This is a genomic window from Aromatoleum toluolicum (assembly GCF_012911005.2).
GTDB lineage: Bacteria > Pseudomonadota > Gammaproteobacteria > Burkholderiales > Rhodocyclaceae > Aromatoleum > Aromatoleum toluolicum.
Window position 1 is genome coordinate 18947 of sequence record NZ_WTVS01000028.1, and the last position, 26014, is coordinate 44960.

Here is a 26014-nt window from a genome sequence, read left to right on the forward strand (position 1 = left end):
TGTCAGCAAAGCAGTTGGCCGTAGGGCAGGAAACGGATCATCTCACCTTTTCGGATGGGGGTCTCCGCTGGGATGTCGGCCAGTCCCTCGGCCCACACGATGGAAGACAGCGCTGCGGCGCCCTGGTTGCCATGGATCTCCACTGCGCCCGACTCGTTGATGCGCGCGCGAAGGAATTCGCGCCGCCGGTCGGGTCTCGGCCAGTCGAAATCCGCCCGCAGCGTCAGTGCCTTGGGAATCACCGACGCGGCCCCCTGCGTTGCGAGGATGAAGGGGCGAACCATCAGCAGGAATGTGACAAAACTGGACACCGGATTGCCGGGAAGGCCGATGAAGGCCGCGGCACCCACATGACCGTATGCGAGCGGTTTGCCAGGCTTCATCGCAATCTTCCACAGATCCAGCGAACCCTCGGCCTGGACGGCAGGCTTGACGTGGTCTTCCTCTCCGACCGATACGCCGCCGCTGGTCAGGATCAGGTCGTGACCTTCCGCCGCCGCGCGCAGCACCGCGCGCGTTGCTTCCAACTGGTCCGGAACGATGCCGAAGTCGGTCACGGCGCAGCCCAGCTGTTCGAGAAGCACGCGCAGTTGAAAGCGGTTCGAGTTATAGACGCCGCCGGGCGGCAGCGATTCGCCCGGCATTACAAGCTCGTCGCCGGTGGAAAACAGCGCAACCCGCATCCTGCGTATGACGGCAAGCTGGGCGATGCCGACCGATGCGGCAAGCCCGATCTCCTGGGCGCGCATGCGGGTCGCTGCGGGCAGGACCACGTCACCGCCGGCGATCTCGCTGCCGGCGGCACGCATCGCTTCTCCGGCGCGGGGAGCATGGTTGATGACCACCTCGTCGCCGGCATGCTCGCACAGCTCCTGCATCACCACCGCGTCCGCTCCGGGCGGCAACGGGGCGCCGGTAAAGATGCGCGCCACCGTACCGGGCTGTAGCGTGGTCCCCACGCTGCCCGCGGGTATACGCTGCGATATCGGCAGGCGCGTTCCGGCAGCGGGCACGTCGCATGTGCGCACCGCGTAGCCGTCCATCATCGATGTGTCGAGCGCGGGCACCGCGATCGGGGACCGGACGTCGGCCGCGAGCACGCGCCCGTGCGCTACGAGCGTGTCGACCATCTCCATCTCGCGGATCGGCCGGGCTTTCGCAAGCAGGGTCGAAAGCGCTTCGTCAAACGGCAGCATGTCAGGATTCATGACGGGACGCGTATTCGATGATGAAGCGGACGATCTCGTCCGGTTCGTTGAGCGGCAGGAGGGGCAAGGGACAGTCCAGCGGGACGTCTGCAGCGACCCCGACGACGTGGGGATTCTCGAGCCACAGCGGCGGCTTGCCGTGAGCAGGGCGATGGACTTCGATCTTCGGCACCGGCGCGGCCTTGAAACCCTCGATCAGGACGACGTCGCAAGGCGACAAGACGCGCAGCTGCTCTTCCAGCGTCGGCTCCGGCGCGCCCCTCAGTTCATGCATCAACACCCACCGGTCGTTGGACAGCATGAGCACCTGACTCGCGCCTGCTTCCCGGTGGCGGTAAGAGTCCTTGCCCGGTTTGTCGAGATCGAAACCGTGATGGGCGTGCTTGATCACCGACACGGCGAGTCCCCGGGCGTTGAAGCAGGGAATCAGCTTTTCGATCAGGGTCGTCTTGCCCGAGCCGGACCAGCCGGCGATACCGAATACGATCATCGTGTTGGTGCCTTCCATTGGCGGAATGGAAGAATAACTCAAGCGCCGCGCTGCGCACACGGCAAGGCAACGACCGTTGCAAAACCACCGCCCGGCGTACGGAAGTTAGTGGTCTGCCCGCGGTACAGGCGTGCGGCCGCCAGCTGCACCGCACCTCGATAGGCATAGACTCGCAGGTCCATCTTCAGATCCGTGGCCACGCCTTCCACGGACAGGCGCCGGGCGCTCGGGGGAACGAGCTCCTGAGCGATGTAGTCGCCTGCAAGGATGCTCGCGAATACGCTGCGGGTCAGCTTGTCGCCACGGTACGCGGCCCGGCTGCCGAAACCCGTCGCGGGCTTGAAGAACAGCTCGCGTCGGTGCTTCCACAATGCATCGGCGTCGTCCATCCGCACGCGCACCGTATGCGGGATACCGGTCACGAGGACGCTTCGCGTGGTGGCGTCGATACCCAGCGACTGCAGGAAATCGTCGTCGCACAACAGCGCCAGATTGCCCTTGTCGGCATACAGCGCATGCGCGCGCGGGTGCGGCGTGATCACCGCAGCCTGAGCATGCCACGCCTCCGCAAGGGCAGCCGAGGCGGGCTCATCGAAGCTGAAGTCGGTGAGCCGGTTATACACGAGGTCCACTTCTTCACCGTCGAGCAGGAGTCTCCCCCCGACAAAGCGCAGTGCGGCCGGATCGCAGATCCACGCCTTCAGCCCGTGACGTTCGAACAGTCGCTGGAACAGCAGGAATTCGGGCAGGAGATACTGGGCCTGCGGATCGCGATCGACGATCGCAATAGTGCGCAGCGGTGCGTCGGCGCGGACGGAGCGCCACTCGGCAAGGAACATCTCCAGGAACAGGCGCTCCGGGTCTTCTTCGCTCCGTGACGCCAATGGTGCCACTTCGGCGCAGCACGCACGCTGCGCACGCGCGAGCGCGACATTCAGCAAGCCGCCGCCGGCATTGGTGTTGATTTCGATGAGTCGCGGGCCGTCGGCCCCGAGATGGAAATCGAAGCCGAGAAACACGCCGCTCGCCGCGCAATCGATGCGCGCGCTCGCCGGCGCATGTTCCAGCACCGCGGACTGCCAGCCCGGCAAGCTGACGACGCGCTCAACGGCCTCGACGAGTGCAGCTGCCGCGTCGAGATGACGCTCGGCGACGAACGCCACGGAATCGGCGAAAAGGTGGGGCCGGGTTGCATTGATCGTCGCGAGCAGTGCACCATCGCGCGGATCGCGCTCGAGCTCGGCCTTCAGACGGGCATGATCCAGAGAAACGCACTGACAGCCGCGATTCATGCGTTCGACGATGTCGTCGCAGTCGCCGTCTGCGATCGCCTGGATGAGCGGATCTCGTGCCAGTGCCGATGTCGCAGTCATGAGTGTTCCCGGGTCGGTGACGAATCAGGCTCCGCCGGGAGGCGGGAGCTGCTCGAGGAAGGCAACGGCCTCCGCTTCCACGCGGGTGCGCCGCATTGGCGGCAGGCTTCGCCAGACGATCTTGCCGTACTGCTTATCGATCATCCGCGGATCGCAGATGCACAGCACACCGAGATCGCGCTCGCTGCGAATCAGGCGACCTGCCCCCTGTTTCATGTTGATCACCGCACGCGGCAACTGATAGTGCATGAACGGATTGTGCCCGCTCTTCTGCAGATGCTCCACCCGTGCGGCGAGCACGGGGTCGTCCGGCGGCGCGAAGGGCAGCTTGTCGATCACGACCACTGACAGGGCGTCGCCGGGCACATCCACGCCCTCCCAGAAGCTCTGGCTGGCAACGAGCACCGCGTTCCCCTGCCGTCGGAACCGGTCGAGCAGTTCGGAACGCGAACCTTCGCCCTGCAGCAACAGCGGCAGTTTTTCTCCCGCGCGTTCGAGGCCGTCGGAGATCAGCCCGTGGATGCGCTTCATCGCGCGCAGCGACGTGCATAGCACGAAGGTTCGACCGCGCGCGGCGCGAATCAGGGGCAAGGCGATACGCGCGACGGCCTCGGCGTACTCGGGGTGGTTCGGATCGGGCATCCCGGCCGGTGCGTACAGCAGTGCCTGCTTCGCATAGTCGAAGGGGCTTCCCCATACGGCCGTGACCGGCGGCGGTTCGATCCAGCTCAGCCCCATCTCATTGCAGTAATGGGTGAAATTCTGTCCGACGGCCAGCGTCGCCGAGGTGAAGATCCACGCCCGGGGATGACTCTCGAGCTGACGCCGAAAGACCCCCGAAACATGCAGCGGGGTCGCGTTGAGCGCAGCGGACTGCGGAAACACCTCGACCCAGCGGATGAACTCACCCGCGTCCGGCGAGCGCCACCGGACCAGGCGCTCGCCAATCTCCGCCGTGCGCCGCAGGCAGTTCGCGAGTCCCTCGCTGCGTTCGGCCTGCGTTTCGAGCACTGCGGCGAATGCATCGATTTCGCCGTTCAGCGCATCGAGGCTCTTGGCGAATTCCGGCAGCGCCGCAACCTGTGCCGCCGAGAGACGTGCGGGCTCGCTTCCGAAGGCCAGCCGGAAATCACGCGCGGCCTTCTCGAGCGTGCGTGTGGCGTCGATAAGATCCCGGCAGTCACGCGCACCGGCGAGCGTCTCCGAGCGCGTGTCGCGTGCGAGTTCGAGGATTTGTGCCGTCGACACGCTCTCGCCGAAGAACAGGCTGGCAGTCTCGGGAAGTTGGTGGGCTTCGTCGAAAATCACCGCGTTGCAGGACGGTAGCAGTTCCCCCATCCCTTCGTCGCGCAACATCACGTCGGCGAAAAAGAGGTGGTGATTCACGACCACCACGTCCGCATCCATCGCCGCGCGCCGGGCAGCCAGCACAAAACATTCCTTCACATTGGGGCATTCCTGCCCCAGGCAGTTATCGCGTGTGGAAGTCGCGGCAAACCACGCGGGCGAATCCTCCCGCACCTCGCTGCATTCGGCCTTGTCGCCGCTTTGGGTGATCTGGGCGAATCTCGCGATCGCGCGCAAATCAGCGGCATCCTGTGCAGTGAGGAAACGTCCATCGCGCGCATTGCGCTCAAGATGATAGGGACACACGTAATTCGCGCGCCCTTTCAGCAGCGCGATCGTGACAGGCACCTTCAGGGCGGCGCGGATGGTCGGAAGGTCGCGATTGAACAACTGATCCTGCAGCGTCTTCGTCCCGGTGGACAGGATGACTTTTCCACCAGAAAGCAGCGCAGGGACAAGGTAGGCAAAGGTCTTGCCCGTGCCGGTGCCCGCCTCAGCCACCAAGACGCGGTTTTCCCGCAGAGCCTCCGCAATGTGGCGCGCCATCTCGAACTGCTGCGGTCGCGGGCGAAACGACGGAATTGCCGCCTCGAGGGGGCCGCCCGGCGAAAAGGCGCTTTCCAGATCGGTCATCGTTGATCCATGGCTCCCCGATTAGCCGGTCGCGCGCTCAATCTACGCGGTGGCCCTGTGCAAGGTACTCACGGCTACGCATTTCGATGAGACGGCTTACCGTGCGCACGAATTCATGCGCGTTGTGCCCCTGCGTGTAGAGCTCTGCAGCATCGACCTCGGCGCTGGCGATCAGTTTCACCCGGTGGTCGTACAAGACGTCGACAAGCCAGGTGAATCGCCGCGCCTCCGAGGCGTTGCCCGCGCTCATTCGCGGGATTCCCGACAGGATCAGCGTGTGGTGTTCCCGTGCGATCTCGAGGTAATCATTCTGTGAGCGCGGCCCTCCGCAGAGGGTTGCGAAGTCGAACCAGATCACGCCGGTCGCGTGACCGAGTATCGGCAGCCGGCGTTCGAACAGGTCGATCTCGCCTTCCGCCGGCTCACTCGCGGCCAGATGATAGAAATCGTCGCGCATCTTGCGTTCCGCCGCCCCGTCGGCCGGCACGAGGTAGATTTCCATCTGCTCCAAGGTTCGCAGCCGGTAATCCGTGCCGTGATCGACCTCGAAAACGTCAAAGCGCCGCTTGATCATCTGGATCGTCGGCATGAAGTTGATGCGCTGCAATCCGTTCGGATATAGGCCATCCGGCGGATAATTTGAAGTCATCACGAAGATGACCCCGCGAGCGAACAGTGCATCGAGAAGGCGCCCGAGAATCATCGCATCGGCGATGTCCGACACGTGAAATTCATCGAAGCACAGCAGCCGCGTTTCCTTGGCAACACGGTCTGCAACACGCTGCAGCGGATCCGGCTCGTTGTTGAAGTTCTTCAGGTCGTTCTGCACTTCCTGCATGAAGGCATGGAAATGCACCCGCCGCTTGCGCTGATACGGCACCGAATCGTAAAAGCAATCCATCAGGAAGCTTTTTCCGCGCCCCACCCCACCCCAAAAATACACGCTGCGCGGCATCTCAGGCCGCGCGAAAAGCTTTCGCAGGGTGCCGCGCCGCGCCGCCTTGAATCCCACAAGATCCGTGTAAAGCGTCTGCAATCGCTGTGCAGCGGCGCGCTGTTCGGGATCCGACTGGTAACCACGAGCAGCGAGTTGGGCCTCGTAGGCCTCGAGCATCCCGTACTCCGGGACATTCAGGACGCGATGGGGCATGGAACCAGCCTGAAACGGTAATGAAAAAAACGAGGGTGGTCCGGGATTATCCCGCACCACCCCGCGAGCGACCAGCCAGAAGGCCGATCAGAAATGCAGCGGACGCTTGTCCACCGCGAGTGCCGCCTCGTGCACCACTTCCGACAGGGTCGGGTGGGCGTGGCAGATGCGCGCCAGGTCTTCCGACGCCGCGCCGAACTCCATCGCGACGACGGCTTCCGAGATCAGCTCGGAGGCATTCGCGCCAATGATGTGCACGCCGAGGATGCGGTCAGTCGAGGCACAGGCCAGCATCTTTACGAAGCCCGTGGGGTCGCCCGACCCGAGCGCACGGCCGTTGGCCATGAACGGAATCTTGCCGGCCCGGTAGGCGACGCCTTCGGCCTTGAGCTGTTGCTCGGTCTTGCCGACCCAGGCGATCTCGGGAGATGTGTAGATCACGCCCGGAACCATGTCGAGGTTGCAGTGCCCGGCCTGTCCCGCGATGATTTCAGCCACCATGACAGCCTCTTCCATCGCCTTGTGCGCGAGCATCGGCCCGCGGACGACGTCGCCAACCGCGTAGACGTTCGGCAGGTTGCTCTTGCAGTGTCCGTCGACGACGATCTGGCCGCGTTCATTCACGTTCAGGCCGACGGCGGCGGCGTTCAGCCCATCGGTATTCGGGATGCGGCCAACGGACACGATCAGGCGATCGCAGTCGAGCTTCGCTTCCTTGCCGTCCTTGTCGGTGTAGGTGATCGACACACCCTTCTTCGTGACTTTGGTGTCGCCGATGGTCACGCCGGTCTGGATCTTGAGTCCCTGCTTCGCAAAGACTTTCAGCGCTTCCTTGGCCACATCGACGTCAGCGAAGCCCATGAAATCCGGCAGCGCTTCGAGCACGGTCACATCCGCGCCCAGGCGACGCCACACCGAACCCATCTCCAGGCCGATCACGCCGGCGCCGATGACGCCCAGCTTCTTCGGTACTGCATCGAAGTCCAGCGCACCGACGTTGTCGCAAACGATCTTGTTGTCGACCGGAACGCCGGGCAGATGACGGGGCTTGGAGCCCGTCGCGATGATGACGTGCTTGGCCTCGACCGTTTCGTTGCCAACCTTGACGACATAACCGCCGGCACCGGCGCTTTCAAAGCTGCCGTGCCCCGCCAGGAAGGTCACCTTGTTCTTCTTGAACAGACCCTTGATGCCCTGGGTGAGTTGGTCCACGACCTTGTTCTTGCGGCCGATCATCGTCGGCACGTCGATGCTCACGCCACCGCTCACCTTGATGCCCTGGCCCTCGAAAGCGTGTTCCGCCTCTTCGAACAGGTGCGAGGTGTGCAGCAACGCCTTGGAAGGGATGCACCCGACGTTCAGGCAGGTGCCGCCAAGACGCGGCTCGCCCTTCGGGTCAGCGTACGGATTCGACTCGGCACACGCCGTCTTGAAACCCAGTTGTGCGGCACGAATCGCCGCGACATACCCGCCAGGCCCGCCGCCGATGACGAGTACGTCGAATTGCTTGTCAGCCATCATTCACTCCAGAAAAAGGAAAAGCGTGGTGCCACGCCGGACGCATCGGTCCGACGGGGCACCACGCAATATGTCGATTACACGTCGAGGATCAGACGGGCCGGATCTTCCAGCGCTTCCTTCATCGTCACCAGGCCGAGCACAGCCTCACGGCCGTCGATGATGCGATGGTCATACGACATCGCCAGGTAGTTGATCGGACGGATCACGATCTGGCCGTTTTCGACCACCGGGCGGTCCTTGGTCGCGTGGATGCCAAGGATGGCTGACTGCGGCGGGTTGATGATCGGCGTCGACAGCATCGAGCCGAACACACCACCGTTGGAAATCGAGAACGTGCCGCCAGTGAGCTCCTCGAGCGACAGCTTGCCGTCCTTGGCCTTCTGGCCGTACTCGGCGATCTTCTTCTCGATGTCGGCGATCGACATCTGGTCCGCATCACGCAGGATGGGCACCACCAGACCGCGCGGCGAACCGACGGCGATGCCGATGTCGATGTAGCCGTGGTAGATGATGTCCGTACCGTCAACCGACGCATTCAGGATGGGGAACTTCTTCAATGCCGCCACCGCAGCCTTGACGAAGAAGCCCATGAAGCCGAGACGCACGCCGTGCGCCTTCTCGAACTTGTCCCCGTATTGCTTGCGCAGTGCCATGACCGGGGCCATGTTCACTTCGTTGAACGTCGTCAGGATCGCGTTTTCGTTCTTCGACTGGATCAGGCGTTCGGCGATGCGCGCACGCAGGCGGGTCATCGGAACGCGCTCTTCCGGACGCTCTCCGGTCAGCGTGAGCGAGGCCGGTGCCGCGGCCGGAGCAGCAGCGCGCGGCTGAGCCGCAACCGCATCTTCCTTCGTCACGCGCCCGCCGCGGCCCGAACCAGCGACATCGGCACTTGCAATTCCCTTCTCTTCGAGAATCTTGCGCGCAGCCGGGCTGGCCGCTCCGGCCGCAGCGGCCGACGGTGCCGCAGCGGGCGCAGCAGCAGCCGGGGCAGCCGCAGGAGCCGCCGCGCCGGCGGCCGCCTTGGCTTCGGTGTCGATCTGGGCGATCAGTTCGCCGGACGTCACATTTTCGCCGTTCGCCTTGACGATCTTGACGATCACGCCATCGGCCGGAGCCGGGGTCTCGAGGACCACCTTGTCGGTCTCGATGTCGATCAGGTTCTCATCACGCGACACCGCGTCGCCTTCCTTCTTGTGCCACGAAACGAGCGTGGCTTCAGAAACCGATTCCGACAGTTGCGGAACTTTCACTTCAATCAGCATGTATCCTTCTCCCGAAGTTCGAGCTTTTGCTTATTAGTTGGGTGATTGTTGCGTCGTGTCCTGGATGGGACCGAATGCGTTCTCGATGACGGCCTTCTGCTGCGCGTTGTGCTTGGCGTAGTAGCCCACCGCCGGCGAAGCCGACGCCGGACGGCTGACGAGCAGCAGTTTGCGCTTGGTGCCCAGCACGTTGACCAAGTGCTGGCGCGACGCCAGCCAGTACCACGCCCCCTGGTTGCGCGGTTCTTCCTGGACCCACACGACTTCCTTGGCATTGGGGAACTGGTTGATCGCCGCGGCGAAGGCGTCCGTCGGGAACGGATAGATCTGCTCGATACGGACAAGCGCCGTGTCGGTGATCTTGTTCTCGCGACGATGAGCGAGCAGTTCGTAGTAGATCTTGCCCTGGCACAGCACCACGCGCTTGACCTTCTTCGGATCGAGTTTCTCGACCTCGGGGATCACGGTCTGGAAGCTGCCGGTGGCCAGTTCGTCGATTGTCGAGATCGCTTCCTTGTGACGCAGCAGCGACTTCGGCGTGACGATGATGAGCGGCTTGCGCAGCTTGCGCAGCATCTGGCGGCGCAGCAGGTGGAAGACCTGGGCGGGCGTCGTCGGAACGCAGATCTGCCAGTTGTTCTCGGCAGCGAGGCTCATGAAGCGCTCGGGACGGCAAGACGAATGCTCGGGCCCCTGCCCTTCATAGCCGTGCGGGAGCATCATCACGAGGCCGCTCAAGCGGCCCCATTTCGCTTCGCCGGAGCTGATGAACTGGTCGATCACGACCTGCGCACCGTTCACGAAGTCGCCAAACTGGGCTTCCCAGACGACCAGCTCGTTCGGCTCGGTCGTCGAATAACCGTATTCGAAGGCCAGCACGGCCTCTTCCGAGAGCACCGAGTCATGACACTGGAAGCCGGCCTGGCCGTCCTGGATGTGATCCAGCGGCTTGTAGATGCCCTCGTCCCAGCGCTCGCGCTTCTGGTCGTGCAGCACGGCGTGACGATGGAAGAAGGTGCCACGACCGACGTCTTCACCGGAAAGTCGCACGGGGAAGCCTTGGGCCAACAGACTGGCGTAAGCAAGGTTCTCGCCCATGCCCCAGTCCAGTGCCTGCTCACCGCGGGCCATTGCCGCACGGTCGTCGATGATCTTCTTCACACGCGAGTGGAGCGCGAAAGTCTGCGGAATCGTCGCCAGCCGCTCGCCAAGGCGCTTGATCTCGCTGACCGGGATCGCGGTGTCGCATTCGTCGCTATACGCCTTCTTGAGGAACGGCGTCCAGTCCACCGAGAACTGGCGATTGTGGCCGGGCAGGACGGGATTGGACAGGAGTTCGCCGCGATCGAGATGTTCGCGATACTCGGCGATCATGCGCTCGGGTTCATCCGTCTGGCACGTACCCTCGGCGACGAGACGGTCGGCATACAGCTTGCGGGTGCCCACATGCTTCTGGATGGTGCGATACATCAGCGGCTGCGTCACCATCGGCTCGTCCTGCTCGTTGTGGCCGAGCTTGCGGAAGCAGATGATGTCGACGACCACATCCTTCTTGAATTCCTGGCGGAATTCGACGGCCAGCTGAGTGGCAAACGCAACAGCCTCGGGATCGTCACCATTCACGTGGAAGATCGGCGCTTCGACCATCTTGAAGATGTCCGTGCAATACAGCGAGCTGCGGTAGTCGCGCGGGTCTGAGGTCGTGAAGCCGATCTGGTTGTTGATGACGATGTGAACGGTGCCGCCCGTGCCGTAGCCGCGGGTCTGCGAGAAGTTCAGCATTTCCTGGTTCACGCCCTGCCCTGCCACGGCAGCGTCACCGTGGATCAGGACGGGAATGACCTGGCCCTTGGCCTCGTCGTTGCGACGAACCTGGCGGGCGAAAACGGAACCTTCGACCACCGGATTGATGATCTCGAGGTGCGACGGGTTGAACGCCAGCGTGAGGTGCATCGGACCTCCCGACGTCATGACGTCGCTGGAGAAACCCATGTGGTACTTCACGTCGCCCGCGGTCAAGTCGGCAGCAGCCTTGCCCTCGAATTCCGAGAACAGCATCGACGGCGACTTGCCGAGAGTGTTCACGAGGACGTTCAGACGGCCGCGGTGTGCCATACCGATGACAACTTCCTGCGCGCCAAGGGAACCGGCAACGCTGATCAGCTCGTCCATCGCGACGATCGCCGACTCGCCACCTTCCAGCGAGAAGCGCTTCTGACCGACGTACTTCGTGTGGAGATAACGCTCGAGCGTTTCCGCAGCGGTGGTGCGCTCGAGAATGCGCTTCTTCTTCGCGGAATCGAAACGCGGCGTCGCACGCACGCTCTCGAGGCGCGCCTGAATCCAGCGCTTCTGCGAAATGTCGGAGATGTACATGTATTCCGAGCCGACCGAACCGCAGTAGGTCTGGCGCACCGCTTCGAGGATCTCGCGCAGCGTGGCGTGATCGGTCGAGAAACCGTGGAACGAACCCGTATTGAAGCTGCGGGACAGGTCCGCCTCGGTGAAACCGTAGTACGAAGGCTCGAGTTCGGCGATATGCGGCCGCTCTGTCCGACGCAGCGGGTCAAGATTCGCCCACCGATTACCCAGGAATCGGTAGGCATTGATGAGCTGTAGCGTGCTGACCTGACGCTTGTCGTCGCCTTCGGCGACAACGGTGCGCGCCTGTCCGCGCTTGGCCATCTCGGCGAATGCGGCGATAACGGGGCCATGCGCCACGTCGCGCAACGCGGCGCCGCTCTGCGACTGAAGGTTGTCGAAATAGGCACGCCACGATTCCGGCACCGACGCCGGATCCGCGAGGTAATTCTCGTAAAGCTCCTCGATGAACGGCGCATTGCTGCCGAACAGGTGAGAAGTCGATCTTTGCTGAATGGTCATTGTTATGCCACCTGTAGTCTTATTGCATTGCTTGGGCTACTCGACGCTGCATGCCCGGCTTCTCCGAACAAAAACGGGATGGCCGCGTCGAACGACCATCCCGCGGAGATCATTGCCGGGATTCTCTCCCGCCCTTGAACATCAGTTACGGACGCTGGGTCAGGTCCGGAACGTTGCGGCGCGCAGCACCAATGTACAACTGGCGCGGGCGACCGATCTTGTACTCGGGATCAGTGATCATTTCTTCCCACTGGGTAATCCAGCCGACCGTACGAGCCAGCGCGAAGATGCACGTGAACATCGACGTCGGGATGCCCAGCGCCTTCTGAACGATGCCGGAGTAGAAGTCGACGTTGGGGTACAGCTTCTTCTCGACGAAGTACTCGTCTTCCAGCGCGATCCTCTCGAGTTCCTTCGCCAGCTTGAACAGACGGTCGTTCTCGAGCCCCAGTTCGCCGAGGACGTCGGCGCAGACCTTGCCCATCAGCTTCGCACGCGGATCGAAATTCTTGTACACGCGGTGACCGAAGCCCATCAGCTTGAAACTGTCGTTCTTGTCCTTCGCGCGCTTGATGTACTCGCCGACGCGCGACACGTCGCCGATCTCTTCCAGCATGTTCAGGCAGGCTTCGTTGGCGCCACCGTGCGCCGGGCCCCACAGGCAGGCAATACCCGCCGAGATGCAGGCAAACGGGTTTGCGCCAGACGAGCCCGCCAGACGGACCGTCGAGGTCGACGCGTTCTGCTCGTGATCGGCGTGCAGCGTGAAGATGACGTCGAGCGCACGCACCAGCACCGGGTTCGGCTCGTACTTCTCGCACGGCGTACCGAACATCATGTGCATGAAGTTCGCCGTATAGTCGAGATCGTTGCGCGGATACATGAACGGCTGGCCCATGTTGTACTTGTAGGCCATTGCAACGATCGTCGGCAGCTTCGCGATCAGGCGGTTGATCGAGATGTTGCGGTGCGCAGCATCCGAGAAATCCATCGCCTCGTGGTAGAACGCCGACAGGGCACCGACCACACCGACCATGACTGCCATCGGGTGCGCGTCACGACGGAAGCCCGAATAGAACTTCGTCATCTGGTCGTGCAGCATCGTGTGGTTCTTGATCGTCGTCTCGAACTCACCCTTCTGCACGGAGTTCGGCAGCTCGCCGTTCTTCAGGAGATAGGCAACTTCGAGGAAATTGCATTTCTCGGCCAGTTGCTCGATGGGATAACCCCGATACAGCAGCTCGCCCTTGTCACCGTCGATGAAGGTAATTGTGGACTTGCAACTCGCGGTTGAAAGGAACCCGGAGTCGTAGGTGAAAAGACCGGTCTTGGCACCCAGGGTGCGGATGTCGATGACATCGTTCCCGTGGGTACCGGTCATCACCGGGAATTCGACGGTGTTGCCATCGACGGTAAGCGTTGCGGTGCGTTCAGTGCTCATAGGTCATCCCTTATGCGTGCCCGTATTAACTACTAGCTCCCTGTGACGACCGTCCTGCCGAGTCAGCGCTGACTCAGCAGTCCGATCATCTCCTTCCAGCGGTCGACCTCGCAGGGACTGCTCCCGTTGACCATGGCCCACAGATCATGGTCCTCGCAACGGAGCAAGTCATCGAGGTCCGCCAACTGACCGTCCGTAAGACGGTCGAAGTCCCTTTCCAGAAAGCGTGCGAAGACGAGGTCGAGCTCCAGAAGAGCCCTACGACATTGCCAGCGCACGCGTCCCCGGTTGATGCTCATACCGCCCGGCTGACCATCATGTCCTTGATCTTGCCGATGGCGCGCGTCGGATTCAGACTCTTCGGACACACGTCGACGCAGTTCATGATGCTGTGGCAGCGGAACAGGCGGTACGGATCCTCGAGGTTATCGAGACGCTCGGTCGTCGCCTCGTCGCGCGTGTCGGCGAGGAAGCGGTACGCCGCCAGCAGGCCCGCAGGTCCGACGAACTTGTCCGGGTTCCACCAGAACGACGGGCAGGACGTCGAGCAGCACGCGCACAGGATGCACTCGTACAGGCCGTTGAGCTCTTCCCGCTCTTCCGGCGACTGCAGGCGCTCGCGGTCGGGAGGCGGCGTGTTGTTGACCAAGTAGGGCTTGATCGAGTGGTATTGCTTGAAGAACTGGGTCATGTCCACGATCAGGTCGCGGATGACCGGCAGACCCGGCAGCGGACGCAGCACGACCGGCTGAGCCAGCGTGTCGATGTCAGTCAGGCACGCCAGGCCGTTCTTGCCGTTGATGTTCATCGCGTCCGACCCGCACACGCCTTCGCGGCACGACCGGCGGAACGACAGCGAATCGTCCTTGGCCTTGAGACGCACGAGCGCATCGAGGAGCTTCTTGTCGGACTCTTCGAGTTCGACGCTGATGTCCTGCATGTAGGGCTTCTCGTCACGATCGGGATCGTAACGGTACATCTTGAAGTGAACAGTACGCTTGCTCATTTAACTATCTCTCCCGCACTTAGTAGGTGCGCTTGGCGAGCGCGATCGGCTCGACGTCGTGCGACAGCGGCTTCATGGTGACCGGCTTGTAATCGAGGCGGTTGCCTTCGCGGTACCACAGCGTGTGCTTGAGCCATTCATTGTCATTTCGGCCGTTCGGAAACTCAGCCGTATCCGGGGCATCGTCGCGAACATGTGCGCCGCGCGACTCCTTCCGCGCTTCGGCCGAAACCATCGTGGCCTTGGCAACTTCGATCAGGTTGTCGAGCTCGAGCGCTTCCATGCGCGCCGTGTTCCAGACCTTGGACTTGTCCTTGATCTCGGTACGCTTCGAACGCTCCGCGACGTCGAGAATGGCGGTTACGCCTTCCTTCAGCAGAGTGTTGAAACGGAACACACCCGCATGCTTCTGCATGGTGCGACGCATCGCGTTTCCGACTTCGGCGACGCTCTCTCCACCAGTCTGGTTCTCGAGACGGGAAATCCGCGCCAGCGAAGCGTCCGCGGCATCGGCCGGCAGGGGCTTCAGCGACAGGTTGCCGCTCTGGATGTCTTCGACCACGGATTCGCCGGCGGACTTGCCGAACACAAGCAGGTCGAGCAGCGAGTTGGTGCCGAGGCGGTTCGCGCCATGCACCGAGGCACATGCGCATTCGCCCGCGGCGTAGAAGCCGACGACCGGGGCATTCGGCTCGCCGTCCTTCGGCACGACCACCTGACCCTTGTAGTTCGTCGGGATGCCACCCATCTGGTAGTGACAGGTCGGAACGACGGGGATCGGGGCCTTGATCGGATCGACGCCGGCAAACTGGATCGAGATCTCGCGGATGCCGGGCAGACGCTTCATGATCGTCTCGGGCGACAGGTGCGTGATGTCAAGCAGCACGTGATCCTTGTCCGGACCGCAACCACGGCCTTCATTGATTTCGGTGACCATCGAACGGGACACGACGTCGCGCGACGCCAGATCCTTCAGGTTGGGTGCATAGCGCTCCATGAAGCGCTCGCCCGCGGCATTACGCAGGATACCGCCTTCGCCACGCACGCCTTCGGTGATCAGCACCCCCGCGCCCGCAACACCGGTCGGGTGGAATTGCCAGAATTCCATGTCCTCGAGCGGAATACCCGCACGCGCAGCCATGCCGACGCCGTCACCGGTATTGATGAAGGCGTTGGTCGAACTGTGGAAAATACGCCCGGCGCCGCCCGTCGCGAAAATCGTCGCCTTCGCGTGGAAGATGGACACTTCGCCGGTTTCAAGCTCGAGCGCGGTCACACCGACGACATCGCCGTCCTGATCGCGAATCAGGTCGAGCGCGATCCACTCGACGAAGAACTGGGTGTTTGCGCGAACGTTGCGCTGGTAGAGCGCGTGCAGCATCGCGTGACCGGTACGGTCCGCCGCTGCACAGGAACGCGACACGGGCGACTGGCCGTAGTTCTGCGAATGACCACCGAACGGGCGTTGGTAGATCTTGCCATTATCGGTGCGATCGAAGGGCATGCCGTAGTGTTCGAGTTCGACAACCACTTCGTTGGCCTTGCGGCACATGAATTCGATAGCATCCTGGTCGCCCAGCCAGTCCGACCCCTTGACGGTGTCGTACATGTGCCAGTGCCAGTTGTCTTCGGTCGAGTTGCCCAGCGATGCGGCAACGCCCCCTTGGGCGGCGACGGTATGCGATCTGGTCGGAAAGACCTTGGTCAGCACGGCGGTCTTCAGACCAGCCTCGGAAAGTTGCAGGGCCGCACGCAGACCGGCACCGCCGGCGCCAACGATAACTGCGTCAAAAGTACGCTTAGCGACAGTCACGCTCACAGCCTCCAAAGAATCTGCGCAGCCCAGCCGGCGTAGCCGACGAGCAGGAAAACCGTTACAAGATGCAGAGCCAGACGCACGCCGACCGGCTTGATGTAGTCCATGAAGATGTCACGCACCCCGATCCAGGCGTGATAGAAAAGCGCCAGGAAGAACAGGAACGCGAAGAACCGCACGATGCCGTTGCGGAACAGGCCGGACCACGTCTGATAGGTCATCTCGGGCAGACCGAGCGCAGCCGCCGCGAACAGAATGGTGAAGATCACCATGAACAGCGCAGTCGCGCGCTGCGCAATCCAGTCGCGCAGGCCGTAGTGAGCACCGACGACGATACGCTTTACCATAGCTTCACCCCAATGATCACGGTCAGCGCAATGCTGACGACCAGCACGATGCGCGAGCTGTTGCGGGCAGACGGGAGGTCGATGCCCTTGTGAAGATCGAGCAGGAGGAAGCGAATGCCCGCGCAGAAGTGATGCACGTAGGCCCAGAGCAAGCCCAGCAGGAGAATCTTGACGAGAGGATTGCCGACAATACTCTTGTACGCTGCGAAGGACTCGGGCGAAGCGAGGCTGCGATCGAGCAGGTACAGGAGGAACGGCAGCATCAGGAACAGCCCCGCACCGCTGACCCGATGAAGAATGGAAACGATACCCGGCAACGGGAGCCGGATTTCGTGCAGGGCCAGGAATTTGGGCCGCTGCTTTCGCGCTATGGCTTCTGACATATTGTTTTACCCCTAGTTTGGCGACGGTTGCCCGACGCGGTTCTCCCAACTTGTAAAGCGCGAGAATTATATACGCGGAACGCAGTCATTCCGCCGCGTCGCGCGCTCAATTCAGTTCATTCAGATAAAAATGCTCGGCGGTGGAATACAGGCCGCGCCGCCATTCAACCGGCTTATCGCCATAGGTGTACGTCACCCGCTCGACCGACAGAAGCGGGGTCCCCTCCTGCACCCGCAGCGTCTCGCTCGTCGAGCGGTCGGCCGCCACAGCGCGGATCCGCTCCTGCGCACGAATCATGCGCAAGCCGAAGCGAGTTTCGAACAGGCTGTAGAGCGATCCGTTCCAGCTCTGCAGCACCTCCAGGGTCAAGCCGTGGAAAATCTCTCCCGGCAGATAGATCTCGTCGATCACCACGGGCTTCTGCGCAAACCTGAGCAGGCGCCGCACGATGATGATGGGTTCGCCCTGCTCGATGCCGAGCATGCGCGAAGCCTCCTGCCCCGCCTTGGCGCGCCAGCAATCCATCGGCACGCTCTGGGGGTGCGCGAGATCGCCATCCATCGGCACGAGACGCAGGAAACGGAACAGCGCACGCGGATCGTTATGCGACGCGACGAAGGTGCCTTTGCCCTGCTTGCGCACGAGAAGGTTCTCGGCCGCCATTTCGTCGATGGCCTTGCGAACCGTCCCTTGGGAAACGCTGAATCGCGAGGCGAGCTCCTGCTCGCTCGGAATCACCTGCCCGGGGCGCCATTCGCCCGACTCAAGTGCCTGAAGTATCAGGCCCTTGATCTGCCGGTAAAGCGGACTGAAGGTTGGGGATTCCTGTGCCATGAGCGCATTTCATCACAAAATTATTCGAGCGTCCATTATCAGTCTAATGTCTTATATAAGACAAGTGACATTCATTGACACACACCGGACTTGCTTCTACCATCCTCCCGCCCCGGAAACCGATTTCCGGTTCTCCAAAGTCGAACGCCGAGCTGCAATCGCGGGCGCAAGATCTACAATCAAAACCGTCTTCTCTTCAATTCGCTTTAGAGGGAGTACTCAGATGAGCAAAGCCCCCGTCCGTGTCGCCGTCACCGGCGCTGCCGGCCAGATCGGATACAGCCTGCTGTTCCGCATCGCCAGCGGCGAAATGCTGGGCAAAGATCAGCCCGTGATCCTGCAACTGCTCGATCTGCCGCAAGCCCAGAAGGCGGTCAAGGGTGTGATGATGGAGCTGGAAGACTGCGCCTTCCCGCTGCTCGCCGGCATGGTTGCGACCGATGACCCGAACGTCGCATTCAAGGATGCCGACTTCTGCCTGCTCGTCGGTGCCCGTCCGCGCGGCCCCGGCATGGAACGTGCTGACCTCCTGACCGCAAACGGTGCAATCTTCACCGTTCAGGGCAAGGCGATTGCCGAGAACGCCAAGGAGACCGTCAAGGTTCTCGTCGTCGGCAACCCCTGCAACACCAATGCCTACATCGCCGCTGCTGCTGCCAAGAAGGTCGGTCGCACGAATCCGAACAACTACCACGGCATGCTGCGCCTGGACCATAACCGGGCACTGTCGCAACTCGCTGCGAAGACCGGCCGTCCGGTTTCGAGCCTGAAGAAGATGGTCGTGTGGGGCAACCACTCGCCCACCATGTACGCCGACTATCGCTTCTGCACGTCGAACGGCGACTCCGTCAAGGCGCTCGTCAACGACCACGCCTGGAATAATGACGTCTTCCTGCCGACGGTCGGCAAGCGCGGCGCGGCGATCATCGATGCGCGCGGCCTTTCGTCCGCCGCTTCGGCCGCGAATGCTGCGATCGATCACATGCACGACTGGGCCCTCGGCTCCGACGACTGGGTGACGATGGGTGTTCCGTCCGACGGCTCCTACGGTATTCCGGTAGGCGTCGTGTTCGGCTTCCCCTGCGAGTGCAAGAACGGCGAATTCAAAATCATCCAGGGACTCGAGATCGACGAGTACTCGCGCGAGAAGATCAACAAGACCCTTGCCGAACTCGAAGACGAGCGTGCTGCAGTTGCCGACATGCTGAAGTAATCGGCCCTGCGCCAGAATTCAGCAGGAAGCCGCGGCAGTGCGCCGCGGCTTTTTTTTGCCCGCGGGTTTCAGCAGAATCGCACTCTCGACACGTTTATGGACAAAGTCATGCAACACCCAGCCGACGTTCTTTTCGCCGGAGAGAAACCCTTTCCCGCCCTTCCCGCCGTTGACCACTATGCCGGCTCGGAGAAGCTGATGAGAAAGGCCTTGCAGCTTCAACAGGAGCTCGGGCCGATCTTCGACGTGACGTGCGACTGCGAAGACGGAGCGCATGCCGGAGCCGAAGCAGAACATGCGGCGATGGCGGCCGAATTGATTGAGTCGGCGGACAATCGTTTCGGACGAGTCGGGGCGCGCATTCACGACATTACCCACGGCCACTGGAAGCAGGATCTCGAGATTCTTGTCGGTCAGGCAGGTCGGCACCTCGCGTTCATCACCCTCCCCAAAGTGCGCTCCGCGACGGACGCTGCAGAACAGATCGGCGCGTTGCGCGCGATCGAGGCGACGCACGGGATCGACAAGGCGATACCCGTCCACGTGCTGATCGAAACACATGGGGCGCTGCGCGAGGCATGGGAAATCGCCACCCTGGACTCCGTCGAGTCACTCGATTTCGGACTCATGGACTTCGTGTCCGGACATCATGGCGCGATCCCGGGAAGTGCGATGACCAGTCCGGGCCAATTTACGCACCCGCTGGTCGTCCGGGCAAAAGCGGAGATCGCTGCAGCGGCGCTCGGCAATGGCGTCGTCCCGTCCCACAATGTCACCACGGAACTCAAGGACCTCGAGTACATACGCCGGGATGCCGAGCGCGCGCGACGCGAGTTCGGCTACCTGCGCATGTGGAGCATCCATCCGAACCAGATCCGGCCCATCGTCGAAGCAATGCGCCCGGATTTTTCCGAAGTCGAGGCAGCCGTCGAGATTCTCGTCGGAGCCCAAGCGCTTGGTTGGGGTCCGACCCAGCACCGGGGAAAGCTCCACGACCGGGCGTCGTATCGCTATTTCTGGGAGTTGCTGTCCCGAGCCAAGGCCATGGGGATGGCAATCGGCGAAGAAGCCGAGCAGCGCTTCTTTCGCTGAGGGCACGCGCCGCCATTCCTGGCCGGCACGAGATGCTGACTGCGCGCAGCGACAACAGCCAAGGCCGCACGGTGCGCGGCACATGCGGGCGCCACGATCATCGTCGCCCGCTGGAGGCCGCCCCTGGACGGGCCGTTCTACCGCCAGTCGGCGGGCCCGACCGAACGGGAAACCTCAGCGACCGCGAAACTGGCGACGAGGCGCGGGAGGGGCATCGCTCCGCTCTTCCTTGTGGCGAAAGCTGATGCGAGCCTTCGTCAGGTCATACGGTGACAACTCGACGCTCACCTTGTCGCCGGCGAGAATCCGGATGCGATGCTTGCGCATCTTGCCCGATGCGTAGGCCTGCACTTCCACGCCATTCTCGAGAGTCACGCGGAAGCGCGTATCGGGAAGCACTTCGTTCACAACGCCTTCCATTTCCAGCAGTTCTTCCTTCGCCATTTCAACTCCTCGAAAACAGGCAATATCCGGGGGCACGACGGTCCATCGTGCGAATTCAGGTCGCAACGCCGCGCCACGACCGTTCACGGCGCAGCGACCCGCGCCCCCGATGCACTCGACTGCAATCAGGAAACACCGGAACGATCCAGACGAACGGAATAATGCAGGGCCTGGACGGGGATGACGTTTCGCTGCGACGTCGGGGAAGACCGGCACAACCGGCCGAGAGTGAGCCGCAACGTTGTTACGGCCCGGGACTCGATAATACATTATAGCGGAACGCGTCACCGCGCCCCAAATCGAGCCCTTCCGGGCCGAATGTGCGTTGTGCGGGCCGGGCTTTCTTTATAATGAAAAGATGACGGTTCCCGAAACCTTCCCCGAAAGCTGCACGGTGTTCTTTGCCGATCTCGCCGGCAGCACCCGGCTTTACGAGCGTGCAGGGGACGCCGCTGCCTACCGTCTCGTCGAGCAATGCCTGCTGGGAATGCGACGGGAGATTCAGGCCTGTGGCGGCAGGGTGGTGAAGAACACCGGTGACGGATTGCTAGCGGTTTTTTCCGACCCGAACGGAGCGCCGGAGGCGGCGATAAGAATCCATAACGTCGTTCAGGACCTTCCGCGTGTGTCCGGGCAGAAAATGGCCGCGCGCGTCGCTTTCCACACCGGCACGGTGATCGTCAGCGAAGACGACGTCTTTGGTGACACCGTAAACGTCGCGGCCCGCCTGCTCGAACTCGCATCGCCGGGGCGCGCGATAACCTCGGAACAAAGTGTTCAAGAGCTGAAGACTGAATGGCGCAGCCTCCTGCATCCGCTCCAGAGCAGAAGCCTGCGGGGTGTGTCGCGCCTGACGGCCCCGTTCGAGCTCGTATGCGAATCAGTGGGCGACCTCACGGTCGTGCAGTGCGTGACGCTCGACGCAGAAGACTCCCCCGAATTGCGACTTAGCATCGGGGGCCGCTCGCTGACCCTGAACGCGCAAATGCCGAGTGCCCGGCTGGGCCGTGGGGCCTCCTCGGAGATCCGCGTCACGGACACGCGCGCATCCCGCGAACATGCCTACATAGAGCTGCGTGGCGACAAATTCGTCCTCGTCGACCGCAGTAGCAACGGCACCTTCGTCGCCATTGACGGAGAACGCGAGTTCGTGCTCTCGCACGAGGAAGTAGTCCTGAGAAAACGCGGTCGCATTGCGCTGGGCCGGTCGTCTTCGGAAAGCCACGACGTCATCGAATTCGCCGGTCTGTAAGAGTCGGGACGCAGGCCGACTGGTCCCTCCCTGCACCAGTTAGTGCTTGGCGCAGTCGGCGCGGCAAGCCGCGCAGTTGCTCCTGTCCACCCGTTTGCCCAGCGCCTGCTGGAGTGCGCAGACGGAGCGCCTGCAGCACACGAGCGCAGCCCCTTCCTTGCTGGCTGCTTCGCGGAAGCGCTGCATGACGTTATGCCCGAGGAAATCGGTGAAGAGGATGACCATGCCGATACCTGCCGGCAGGGTCGCCGTACGGCGCTGGTGCGCAGTCTCCCGACCGCTGACGTGCCCCGCAATGCGAATACCGAACTCTGACAAGACGTTCGGAATGTTGCCGAGGCGATCTGCTCCCACAATCAGTGCATCCATGTCATCCCTCAATCGGTATTGCGAATCGTTCGCAATAATACTGCCTGCAATGGGAACCATTTGCAAGTAAGAATTGTTCTCGATAGTATTGCGCCATCACCCCATGACAACGCAAGGGAACCACATGAACCAGACTCTGATCGCTTCCATCCTCGCCGGTCTTGGCCTCCTCGCCACCCAAGCCAATGCGGCGGATACCGAACTCAACCTGTACTCGGCGCGCCACTATCAAACCGACGAGGCTTTGTATTCGAGCTTCACGAAGCAGACCGGCATCAAGATCAACAGGATCGAGGCCAAGGAAGACGAACTGCTCGAGCGCATCCGCAACGAGGGTGCGAATAGCCCCGCCGACGTCTTCATCACCGTCGATGCATCGCGCCTGGCAAAGGCGGACGAACTCGGAATCTTCGCTCAGGTGAAGTCGAAAGTCCTCGAAGAGCGTATCCCCGCGCATCTGCGCACCGAGAACTGGTACTCGTATTCGACCCGCGCCCGCGTGATCGTGTACAACAAGGATTCGGTCAAGGCGGACGACGTGCAGACTTACGAGAGCCTCGCGGCCCCTGCCCTCAAGGGGAAGGTCTGCTCGCGTTCAGGCAGCCATCCGTACAACATTTCGCTCGGAGCGGCCCTCGTCAAGCACAACGGAGCCGAAGCGACGGAGACCTGGGCCAGGAATGTGGTCGCGAATTTCGCTCGCGCACCCAAAGGCGGTGACACCGACCAGATCAAGGCCGTGGCCGCAGGCGAGTGCGGCGTGACGATCGCCAACACCTATTATCTGGCGCGCCTGATGAACTCGGACAAGGCCGAGGACAAGGCCGTCGTCGCGAAGATCGGGACCGTCTGGCCGAACCAGAAGACGTGGGGTACGCATATCAATGTTTCGGGGGCAGGCATGCTGAAGAATGCCCCGAACAAGGGGGCTGCGGTGAAATTCCTCGAGTACCTCGCATCGGATGAGGCGCAGGCCTATTTTGCCAACGGGAACAATGAGTGGCCTGTCGTGGCGAGCGTCAAGGTGAGCAATGCCGCGCTCGATACGCTCGGCAAATTCAAGGCAGACAACCTGCCCGTCGGCGAACTCGCAAATACCGCTGCCGAAGCGCAGAAGATCTACGATCGCGCAGGTTTCCGGTGATCGGTCGGTCTGCGACGGGGCTGTCCCCTCGCAGACCAAATTCACGTCAGGGGGCACGCTGAAAATGGACGACGCCTTCCGGTTTGCCCGGAAGGCGTCGTTTTCTCAGGGGAGCCCGGCAGACGGCCTCAGGAAGAACTCGCTGCGGAGCGAGCTCTACTCGGACTGAGGGGTAGGTGTCGTATTCGGCTTCGGTGAGCGCTTGCGGAACTTACGCGCGGGTTTCTTCGCCGGCGCATCTTCGCTTGCCGGCGGCGGTGCCGCCGCCGCGGCCGCAGTGTTCTTCAGCTGGACTGCCGGCTTTTGCTGCGGGGGCGGCTTGCCTTGTCCTCCCGGCTTTTGCTGGCGCCCCCCCGGCCGCGGGCCACGGGAAGGCTTGGAGCCCAATCCCGTCGAGGGCGTCGGACGCCTCAAGTTCGGGTCGGGCGCGCCTTCACGATTTCCGGGCGCGAGACTGATCTCGAGTTCGTTGAGTTCGTCCCATTCGGCGTCGGAGCGCTGATTGTCAGGAATCGCCAGCAGTTCCTGCAGGCGACGACGCGGAGAAGTCGATTGCGGTGCATTCATGGTCGAATTATCCCATCGTTCGGGCGTGCCCGCTCCTGTTCTTGCTCAAAAAGTCGTGCGTGTGGCGTGTGCCAGGGATACAAGTTCCTTGTAGGGAACATTTCACTTCGGAAAACGACGTGACACTCTCTCCACGATCGATCCGCGCGCTGCCACCTCGGTCGCTCCAGCCCGCTTTGCCGCCTCGAACGCCTCTGGATCGTATTGCGGACCGAAAACGATGATATCGACCTGGGGAAAAGTCGCGCGCAACTGTGTTATGTGATCACAGGCATTACGCACCGCGAGATCCACGACGATGCAGTCGGGCGTATCCGTGCCGCGCTTCTTGAGCATGGTTGCACCGGAAGCCTTCCATTCCGACTCCAGCCGCATGCGGTTCATCAGATCATCGCACCACAATAGTATTTTGATTGTCATCCCGCATCCTCAGCAGTATTTCCCATTCGAAGCGCAATCTAGACTTCGGTTTCCTCGACCGTACGCCGGTTCCCGCGCGCGATCTGGCGCGAGATGATGAACATCGGCAACAGGCCGACCGCGACGATCGTCACGGCGGCCGTTGATGCCTCGGTCAGCCGTTCGTCCGATGCGAGTGTGTGAGCCTGCGTCGCCAAGGTATCGAAATTGAACGGCCTCATCACGAGAGTTGCCGGCAATTCCTTCATTACGTCGACAAAGACGAGCAGACCGGCGGTGAGCAGGCTGCCTCGCAGGATCGGGACATGGACACGCCGCAGCGTATCCCACTTCCCGACACCCAGGCTGCGGGATGCATCGTCCATGCTCGACGTGATCTTGCCCAGACTGGTTTCGACCGTATGCAGCGCGACGGAAAGAAAACGGCCGAGGTAAGCATACACGAGCGCAGCCATTCCCCCGGTGAGTACAAGCCCCGGATTCACGCCCGTCAGGCCCTGCCACCAGGCCGCGATCACATGGTCGAGCCTCGTGACCGGAATCAGCACCCCGACTGCGATGACCGAGCCCGGTACGGCATACCCGAGGCCGACGATGCGATTCAGCAGACGGGGCAAGCGCGTGCGAGCGAGACGCGCTGCGTAGCCGAGCAGGATCGCCAGCAGGACGGCGAGCAGCGCCGTGACCAGCGCAAGCACGAAACTGTTGCGTGCCAGTTGGATGAAGCGCGCGCCGAACTGCGCATCGCCCTCGACAAGCGCCATGCGTACCAGCAGGAAGGCGGGCAGCAGGAATCCGAGAAGGAGCGGCAGCAGGCAGGCTACTGTCGCGATAAGACCCATCAGTCGCGACAGCCGGACCGGCGTCGGCACCGCCTGTTGGCGCGAGGTGTTGTTGAAACGGGCGCGGCCGCGACTGGCGTGCTCGAGAACCAGCACCAGCACGACGAAGGCCAGCAGCATCGCGGAAAGCTGTGCGGCGGCGACGCGATCGCCGAGCGAGAACCAGGCACGGTAGATGCCGGTCGTGAAGGTCTGCACGCCGAAGTAGGAGACCGTTCCGAAATCCGCGAGTGTTTCCATCAGCGCCAGGGCGGAACCGGCAACCACGGCAGGTCGAGCCAAGGGCAGCGAGACACGGAAAAAGCTGCGCCATGGACCCAGGCCCAGCGAGCGCCCTGCTTCGAGCATTCCCGATGCGCGTTCGAGAAACGCGGTGCGTGCGAGAAGGTAGACGTATGGGTACAGGACGAACATGAACATCGCAACCGCGCCGCCCACTGTACGGACGTCCGGGAACCAGTAGTCACCCGCCTTCCATCCAAAAAGCTCGCGCAGCCCGCTTTGCAGGGGCCCTACGAACTGGAGGAAATCCGTGTAGACATAAGCCATCACGTAGGCCGGGACGGCGAGAGGCAACACCAGCGCCCACTGGAAGAAGCGGCGCCCCGGGAACTCGGTCATGGTGGTCAGCCAGGCCGTCGCCACCCCTATGGTCGACACGCCCAGACCGACCCCTGCACACAGGATCAGCGTGTTGCGGATGAACTCCGGCAGAACGGTGGACGACAGGTGACTCCAGGTCCCCGATGTTCCCCCTACGAAGACGTTCGAGAATACCGAGATCACCGGCATCGCGATCAACACGGAGATCAGCAGTGACCCGGCCGTCAACGACGACCAGCGCTCGCGCCACCTTCCCAGCCTTTCCTGAAAACTCATTTCGCTCCCGACGGGGTCACGCCGCAAGGTCCATTCCACGCGGCAGGCTGTCGAGAATTATAATTCATCCCATTTCGGTTACCGCGATGCAATA

24 protein-coding genes are annotated in these 26014 nt (G+C 62.4%); 4 read left to right on the forward strand and 20 right to left on the reverse strand.

The window, feature by feature from the left end; translation table 11 throughout:
• Positions 1-2 precede the first annotated feature (2 nt).
• The 15 genes from GPA27_RS14280 to GPA27_RS14350 all read right to left on the reverse strand — a co-directional run bounded on the left by GPA27_RS14280 (position 3) and on the right by GPA27_RS14350 (position 17698).
• On the reverse strand, positions 3-1208 hold the full coding sequence (locus tag GPA27_RS14280) for a molybdopterin molybdotransferase MoeA (RefSeq protein WP_169141285.1): 1206 nt from the start codon (positions 1206-1208) through the stop codon (positions 3-5).
• On the reverse strand, positions 1198-1698 hold the full coding sequence (gene mobB / locus GPA27_RS14285) for a molybdopterin-guanine dinucleotide biosynthesis protein B (RefSeq protein ID WP_169141286.1): 501 nt from the start codon (positions 1696-1698) through the stop codon (positions 1198-1200). The genes GPA27_RS14280 and mobB overlap by 11 nt, the downstream gene beginning before the upstream one ends.
• Before the next feature lie 38 nt (positions 1699-1736).
• Entirely contained in the window at positions 1737-3071 is a 1335-nt protein-coding gene (locus tag GPA27_RS14290) for a hypothetical protein (RefSeq protein WP_169141287.1), read from the reverse strand.
• A 24-nt stretch (positions 3072-3095) separates the two neighbouring features.
• Positions 3096-5051, reverse strand: a complete 1956-nt coding sequence (yoaA, locus tag GPA27_RS14295; protein ID WP_169141288.1) for a DNA repair helicase YoaA — start codon at positions 5049-5051, stop codon at positions 3096-3098.
• Between the two features lie 37 nt (positions 5052-5088).
• Positions 5089-6201: a cell division protein ZapE gene (gene zapE / locus GPA27_RS14300; RefSeq protein ID WP_169141289.1), complete on the reverse strand. Its 1113-nt coding sequence runs from the start codon at positions 6199-6201 to the stop codon at positions 5089-5091.
• A gap of 87 nt (positions 6202-6288) precedes the next feature.
• Positions 6289-7719: a dihydrolipoyl dehydrogenase gene (gene lpdA / locus GPA27_RS14305; protein ID WP_169141290.1), complete on the reverse strand. Its 1431-nt coding sequence runs from the start codon at positions 7717-7719 to the stop codon at positions 6289-6291.
• Between the two features lie 77 nt (positions 7720-7796).
• Positions 7797-8987, reverse strand: a complete 1191-nt coding sequence (gene odhB, locus GPA27_RS14310) for a 2-oxoglutarate dehydrogenase complex dihydrolipoyllysine-residue succinyltransferase (RefSeq protein WP_169141291.1) — start codon at positions 8985-8987, stop codon at positions 7797-7799.
• A 33-nt stretch (positions 8988-9020) separates the two neighbouring features.
• The gene (locus tag GPA27_RS14315; RefSeq protein ID WP_169141292.1) at positions 9021-11870 is read right to left on the reverse strand and encodes a 2-oxoglutarate dehydrogenase E1 component; all 2850 of its coding nucleotides are present in this window, start codon (positions 11868-11870) and stop codon (positions 9021-9023) included.
• A gap of 145 nt (positions 11871-12015) precedes the next feature.
• The gene (gene gltA, locus GPA27_RS14320; protein ID WP_169141293.1) at positions 12016-13311 is read right to left on the reverse strand and encodes a citrate synthase; all 1296 of its coding nucleotides are present in this window, start codon (positions 13309-13311) and stop codon (positions 12016-12018) included.
• Between the two features lie 62 nt (positions 13312-13373).
• Positions 13374-13610, reverse strand: coding sequence for an FAD assembly factor SdhE (locus tag GPA27_RS14325; RefSeq protein ID WP_169141294.1), 237 nt, complete (start codon positions 13608-13610; stop codon positions 13374-13376).
• Complete coding sequence (locus GPA27_RS14330; RefSeq protein ID WP_169141295.1) at positions 13607-14317, reverse strand: succinate dehydrogenase iron-sulfur subunit; 711 nt, start codon at positions 14315-14317, stop codon at positions 13607-13609. The genes GPA27_RS14325 and GPA27_RS14330 overlap by 4 nt, the downstream gene beginning before the upstream one ends.
• 19 nt (positions 14318-14336) lie before the next feature.
• Positions 14337-16130 (reverse strand): succinate dehydrogenase flavoprotein subunit, encoded by a 1794-nt coding sequence (sdhA, locus tag GPA27_RS14335; RefSeq protein WP_169141296.1) that lies wholly within the window; start codon positions 16128-16130, stop codon positions 14337-14339.
• Positions 16131-16132: 2 nt separating this feature from the next.
• Positions 16133-16480: a succinate dehydrogenase, hydrophobic membrane anchor protein gene (gene sdhD, locus GPA27_RS14340; RefSeq protein ID WP_169141297.1), complete on the reverse strand. Its 348-nt coding sequence runs from the start codon at positions 16478-16480 to the stop codon at positions 16133-16135.
• Entirely contained in the window at positions 16474-16863 is a 390-nt protein-coding gene (sdhC, locus tag GPA27_RS14345) for a succinate dehydrogenase, cytochrome b556 subunit (protein WP_169141298.1), read from the reverse strand. Before sdhC ends, sdhD begins: the two co-directional genes overlap by 7 nt.
• 106 nt (positions 16864-16969) lie before the next feature.
• Positions 16970-17698, reverse strand: a complete 729-nt coding sequence (locus GPA27_RS14350) for a GntR family transcriptional regulator (protein ID WP_169141299.1) — start codon at positions 17696-17698, stop codon at positions 16970-16972.
• A gap of 223 nt (positions 17699-17921) precedes the next feature.
• Between GPA27_RS14350 and GPA27_RS14355 the strand changes: the two genes are divergently transcribed.
• Positions 17922-18911: a malate dehydrogenase gene (locus tag GPA27_RS14355; RefSeq protein ID WP_169141300.1), complete on the forward strand. Its 990-nt coding sequence runs from the start codon at positions 17922-17924 to the stop codon at positions 18909-18911.
• Positions 18912-19019: 108 nt separating this feature from the next.
• A complete protein-coding gene (locus tag GPA27_RS14360; RefSeq protein WP_246261121.1) occupies positions 19020-20003 on the forward strand; it encodes an HpcH/HpaI aldolase/citrate lyase family protein in 984 nt (327 codons plus the stop codon).
• Between the two features lie 174 nt (positions 20004-20177).
• Here GPA27_RS14360 and infA read toward each other — a convergent pair whose 3' ends face one another.
• Complete coding sequence (gene infA, locus GPA27_RS14365) at positions 20178-20447, reverse strand: translation initiation factor IF-1 (protein ID WP_169141302.1); 270 nt, start codon at positions 20445-20447, stop codon at positions 20178-20180.
• 358 nt (positions 20448-20805) lie between these two features.
• Here infA and GPA27_RS14370 point away from each other — a divergent pair, with 358 nt between their 5' ends.
• On the forward strand, positions 20806-21699 hold the full coding sequence (locus tag GPA27_RS14370; RefSeq protein WP_169141303.1) for an adenylate/guanylate cyclase domain-containing protein: 894 nt from the start codon (positions 20806-20808) through the stop codon (positions 21697-21699).
• Between the two features lie 39 nt (positions 21700-21738).
• Here GPA27_RS14370 and GPA27_RS14375 read toward each other — a convergent pair whose 3' ends face one another.
• A complete protein-coding gene (locus GPA27_RS14375; RefSeq protein WP_169141304.1) occupies positions 21739-22068 on the reverse strand; it encodes a DUF2325 domain-containing protein in 330 nt (109 codons plus the stop codon).
• A 124-nt stretch (positions 22069-22192) separates the two neighbouring features.
• On the opposite strand from GPA27_RS14375, the gene GPA27_RS14380 reads away from it, so the two are divergent.
• Positions 22193-23212 carry an extracellular solute-binding protein gene (locus GPA27_RS14380; RefSeq protein ID WP_169141305.1) on the forward strand — a complete coding sequence of 340 codons (1020 nt, stop codon included), beginning with the start codon at positions 22193-22195 and terminating at the stop codon, positions 23210-23212.
• A gap of 156 nt (positions 23213-23368) precedes the next feature.
• On the opposite strand, the gene GPA27_RS14385 is transcribed toward GPA27_RS14380, so the two are convergent.
• The 3 genes from GPA27_RS14385 to GPA27_RS14395 all read right to left on the reverse strand — a co-directional run bounded on the left by GPA27_RS14385 (position 23369) and on the right by GPA27_RS14395 (position 25920).
• Positions 23369-23779: a hypothetical protein gene (locus GPA27_RS14385; RefSeq protein ID WP_169141268.1), complete on the reverse strand. Its 411-nt coding sequence runs from the start codon at positions 23777-23779 to the stop codon at positions 23369-23371.
• Positions 23780-23881: 102 nt separating this feature from the next.
• Positions 23882-24199, reverse strand: coding sequence for a response regulator (locus GPA27_RS14390; protein ID WP_246261122.1), 318 nt, complete (start codon positions 24197-24199; stop codon positions 23882-23884).
• A 38-nt stretch (positions 24200-24237) separates the two neighbouring features.
• Positions 24238-25920: an ABC transporter permease gene (locus GPA27_RS14395; RefSeq protein ID WP_169141306.1), complete on the reverse strand. Its 1683-nt coding sequence runs from the start codon at positions 25918-25920 to the stop codon at positions 24238-24240.
• Positions 25921-26014: the final 94 nt, after the last annotated feature.

Excerpts from the sequence above, each read along its gene's own strand:
- GPA27_RS14280 (WP_169141285.1), bottom strand. The coding sequence starts at position 1,208 with ATGAATCCTGACATGCTGCCGTTTGACGAAGCGCTTTCGACCCTGCTT.
- mobB (WP_169141286.1), bottom strand. The coding sequence starts at position 1,698 with ATGATCGTATTCGGTATCGCCGGCTGGTCCGGCTCGGGCAAGACGACC.
- GPA27_RS14290 (WP_169141287.1), bottom strand. The coding sequence starts at position 3,071 with ATGACTGCGACATCGGCACTGGCACGAGATCCGCTCATCCAGGCGATC.
- yoaA (WP_169141288.1), bottom strand. The coding sequence starts at position 5,051 with ATGACCGATCTGGAAAGCGCCTTTTCGCCGGGCGGCCCCCTCGAGGCG.
- zapE (WP_169141289.1), bottom strand. The coding sequence starts at position 6,201 with ATGCCCCATCGCGTCCTGAATGTCCCGGAGTACGGGATGCTCGAGGCC.
- lpdA (WP_169141290.1), bottom strand. The coding sequence starts at position 7,719 with ATGGCTGACAAGCAATTCGACGTACTCGTCATCGGCGGCGGGCCTGGC.
- odhB (WP_169141291.1), bottom strand. The coding sequence starts at position 8,987 with ATGCTGATTGAAGTGAAAGTTCCGCAACTGTCGGAATCGGTTTCTGAA.
- GPA27_RS14315 (WP_169141292.1), bottom strand. The coding sequence starts at position 11,870 with ATGACCATTCAGCAAAGATCGACTTCTCACCTGTTCGGCAGCAATGCG.
- gltA (WP_169141293.1), bottom strand. The coding sequence starts at position 13,311 with ATGAGCACTGAACGCACCGCAACGCTTACCGTCGATGGCAACACCGTC.
- GPA27_RS14325 (WP_169141294.1), bottom strand. The coding sequence starts at position 13,610 with ATGAGCATCAACCGGGGACGCGTGCGCTGGCAATGTCGTAGGGCTCTT.
- GPA27_RS14330 (WP_169141295.1), bottom strand. The coding sequence starts at position 14,317 with ATGAGCAAGCGTACTGTTCACTTCAAGATGTACCGTTACGATCCCGAT.
- sdhD (WP_169141297.1), bottom strand. The coding sequence starts at position 16,480 with ATGGTAAAGCGTATCGTCGTCGGTGCTCACTACGGCCTGCGCGACTGG.
- sdhC (WP_169141298.1), bottom strand. The coding sequence starts at position 16,863 with ATGTCAGAAGCCATAGCGCGAAAGCAGCGGCCCAAATTCCTGGCCCTG.
- GPA27_RS14350 (WP_169141299.1), bottom strand. The coding sequence starts at position 17,698 with ATGGCACAGGAATCCCCAACCTTCAGTCCGCTTTACCGGCAGATCAAG.
- GPA27_RS14355 (WP_169141300.1), top strand. The coding sequence starts at position 17,922 with ATGAGCAAAGCCCCCGTCCGTGTCGCCGTCACCGGCGCTGCCGGCCAG.
- GPA27_RS14360 (WP_246261121.1), top strand. The coding sequence starts at position 19,020 with ATGCAACACCCAGCCGACGTTCTTTTCGCCGGAGAGAAACCCTTTCCC.
- infA (WP_169141302.1), bottom strand. The coding sequence starts at position 20,447 with ATGGCGAAGGAAGAACTGCTGGAAATGGAAGGCGTTGTGAACGAAGTG.
- GPA27_RS14370 (WP_169141303.1), top strand. The coding sequence starts at position 20,806 with ATGACGGTTCCCGAAACCTTCCCCGAAAGCTGCACGGTGTTCTTTGCC.
- GPA27_RS14375 (WP_169141304.1), bottom strand. The coding sequence starts at position 22,068 with ATGGATGCACTGATTGTGGGAGCAGATCGCCTCGGCAACATTCCGAAC.
- GPA27_RS14380 (WP_169141305.1), top strand. The coding sequence starts at position 22,193 with ATGAACCAGACTCTGATCGCTTCCATCCTCGCCGGTCTTGGCCTCCTC.
- GPA27_RS14385 (WP_169141268.1), bottom strand. The coding sequence starts at position 23,779 with ATGAATGCACCGCAATCGACTTCTCCGCGTCGTCGCCTGCAGGAACTG.
- GPA27_RS14390 (WP_246261122.1), bottom strand. The coding sequence starts at position 24,199 with ATGACAATCAAAATACTATTGTGGTGCGATGATCTGATGAACCGCATG.
- GPA27_RS14395 (WP_169141306.1), bottom strand. The coding sequence starts at position 25,920 with ATGAGTTTTCAGGAAAGGCTGGGAAGGTGGCGCGAGCGCTGGTCGTCG.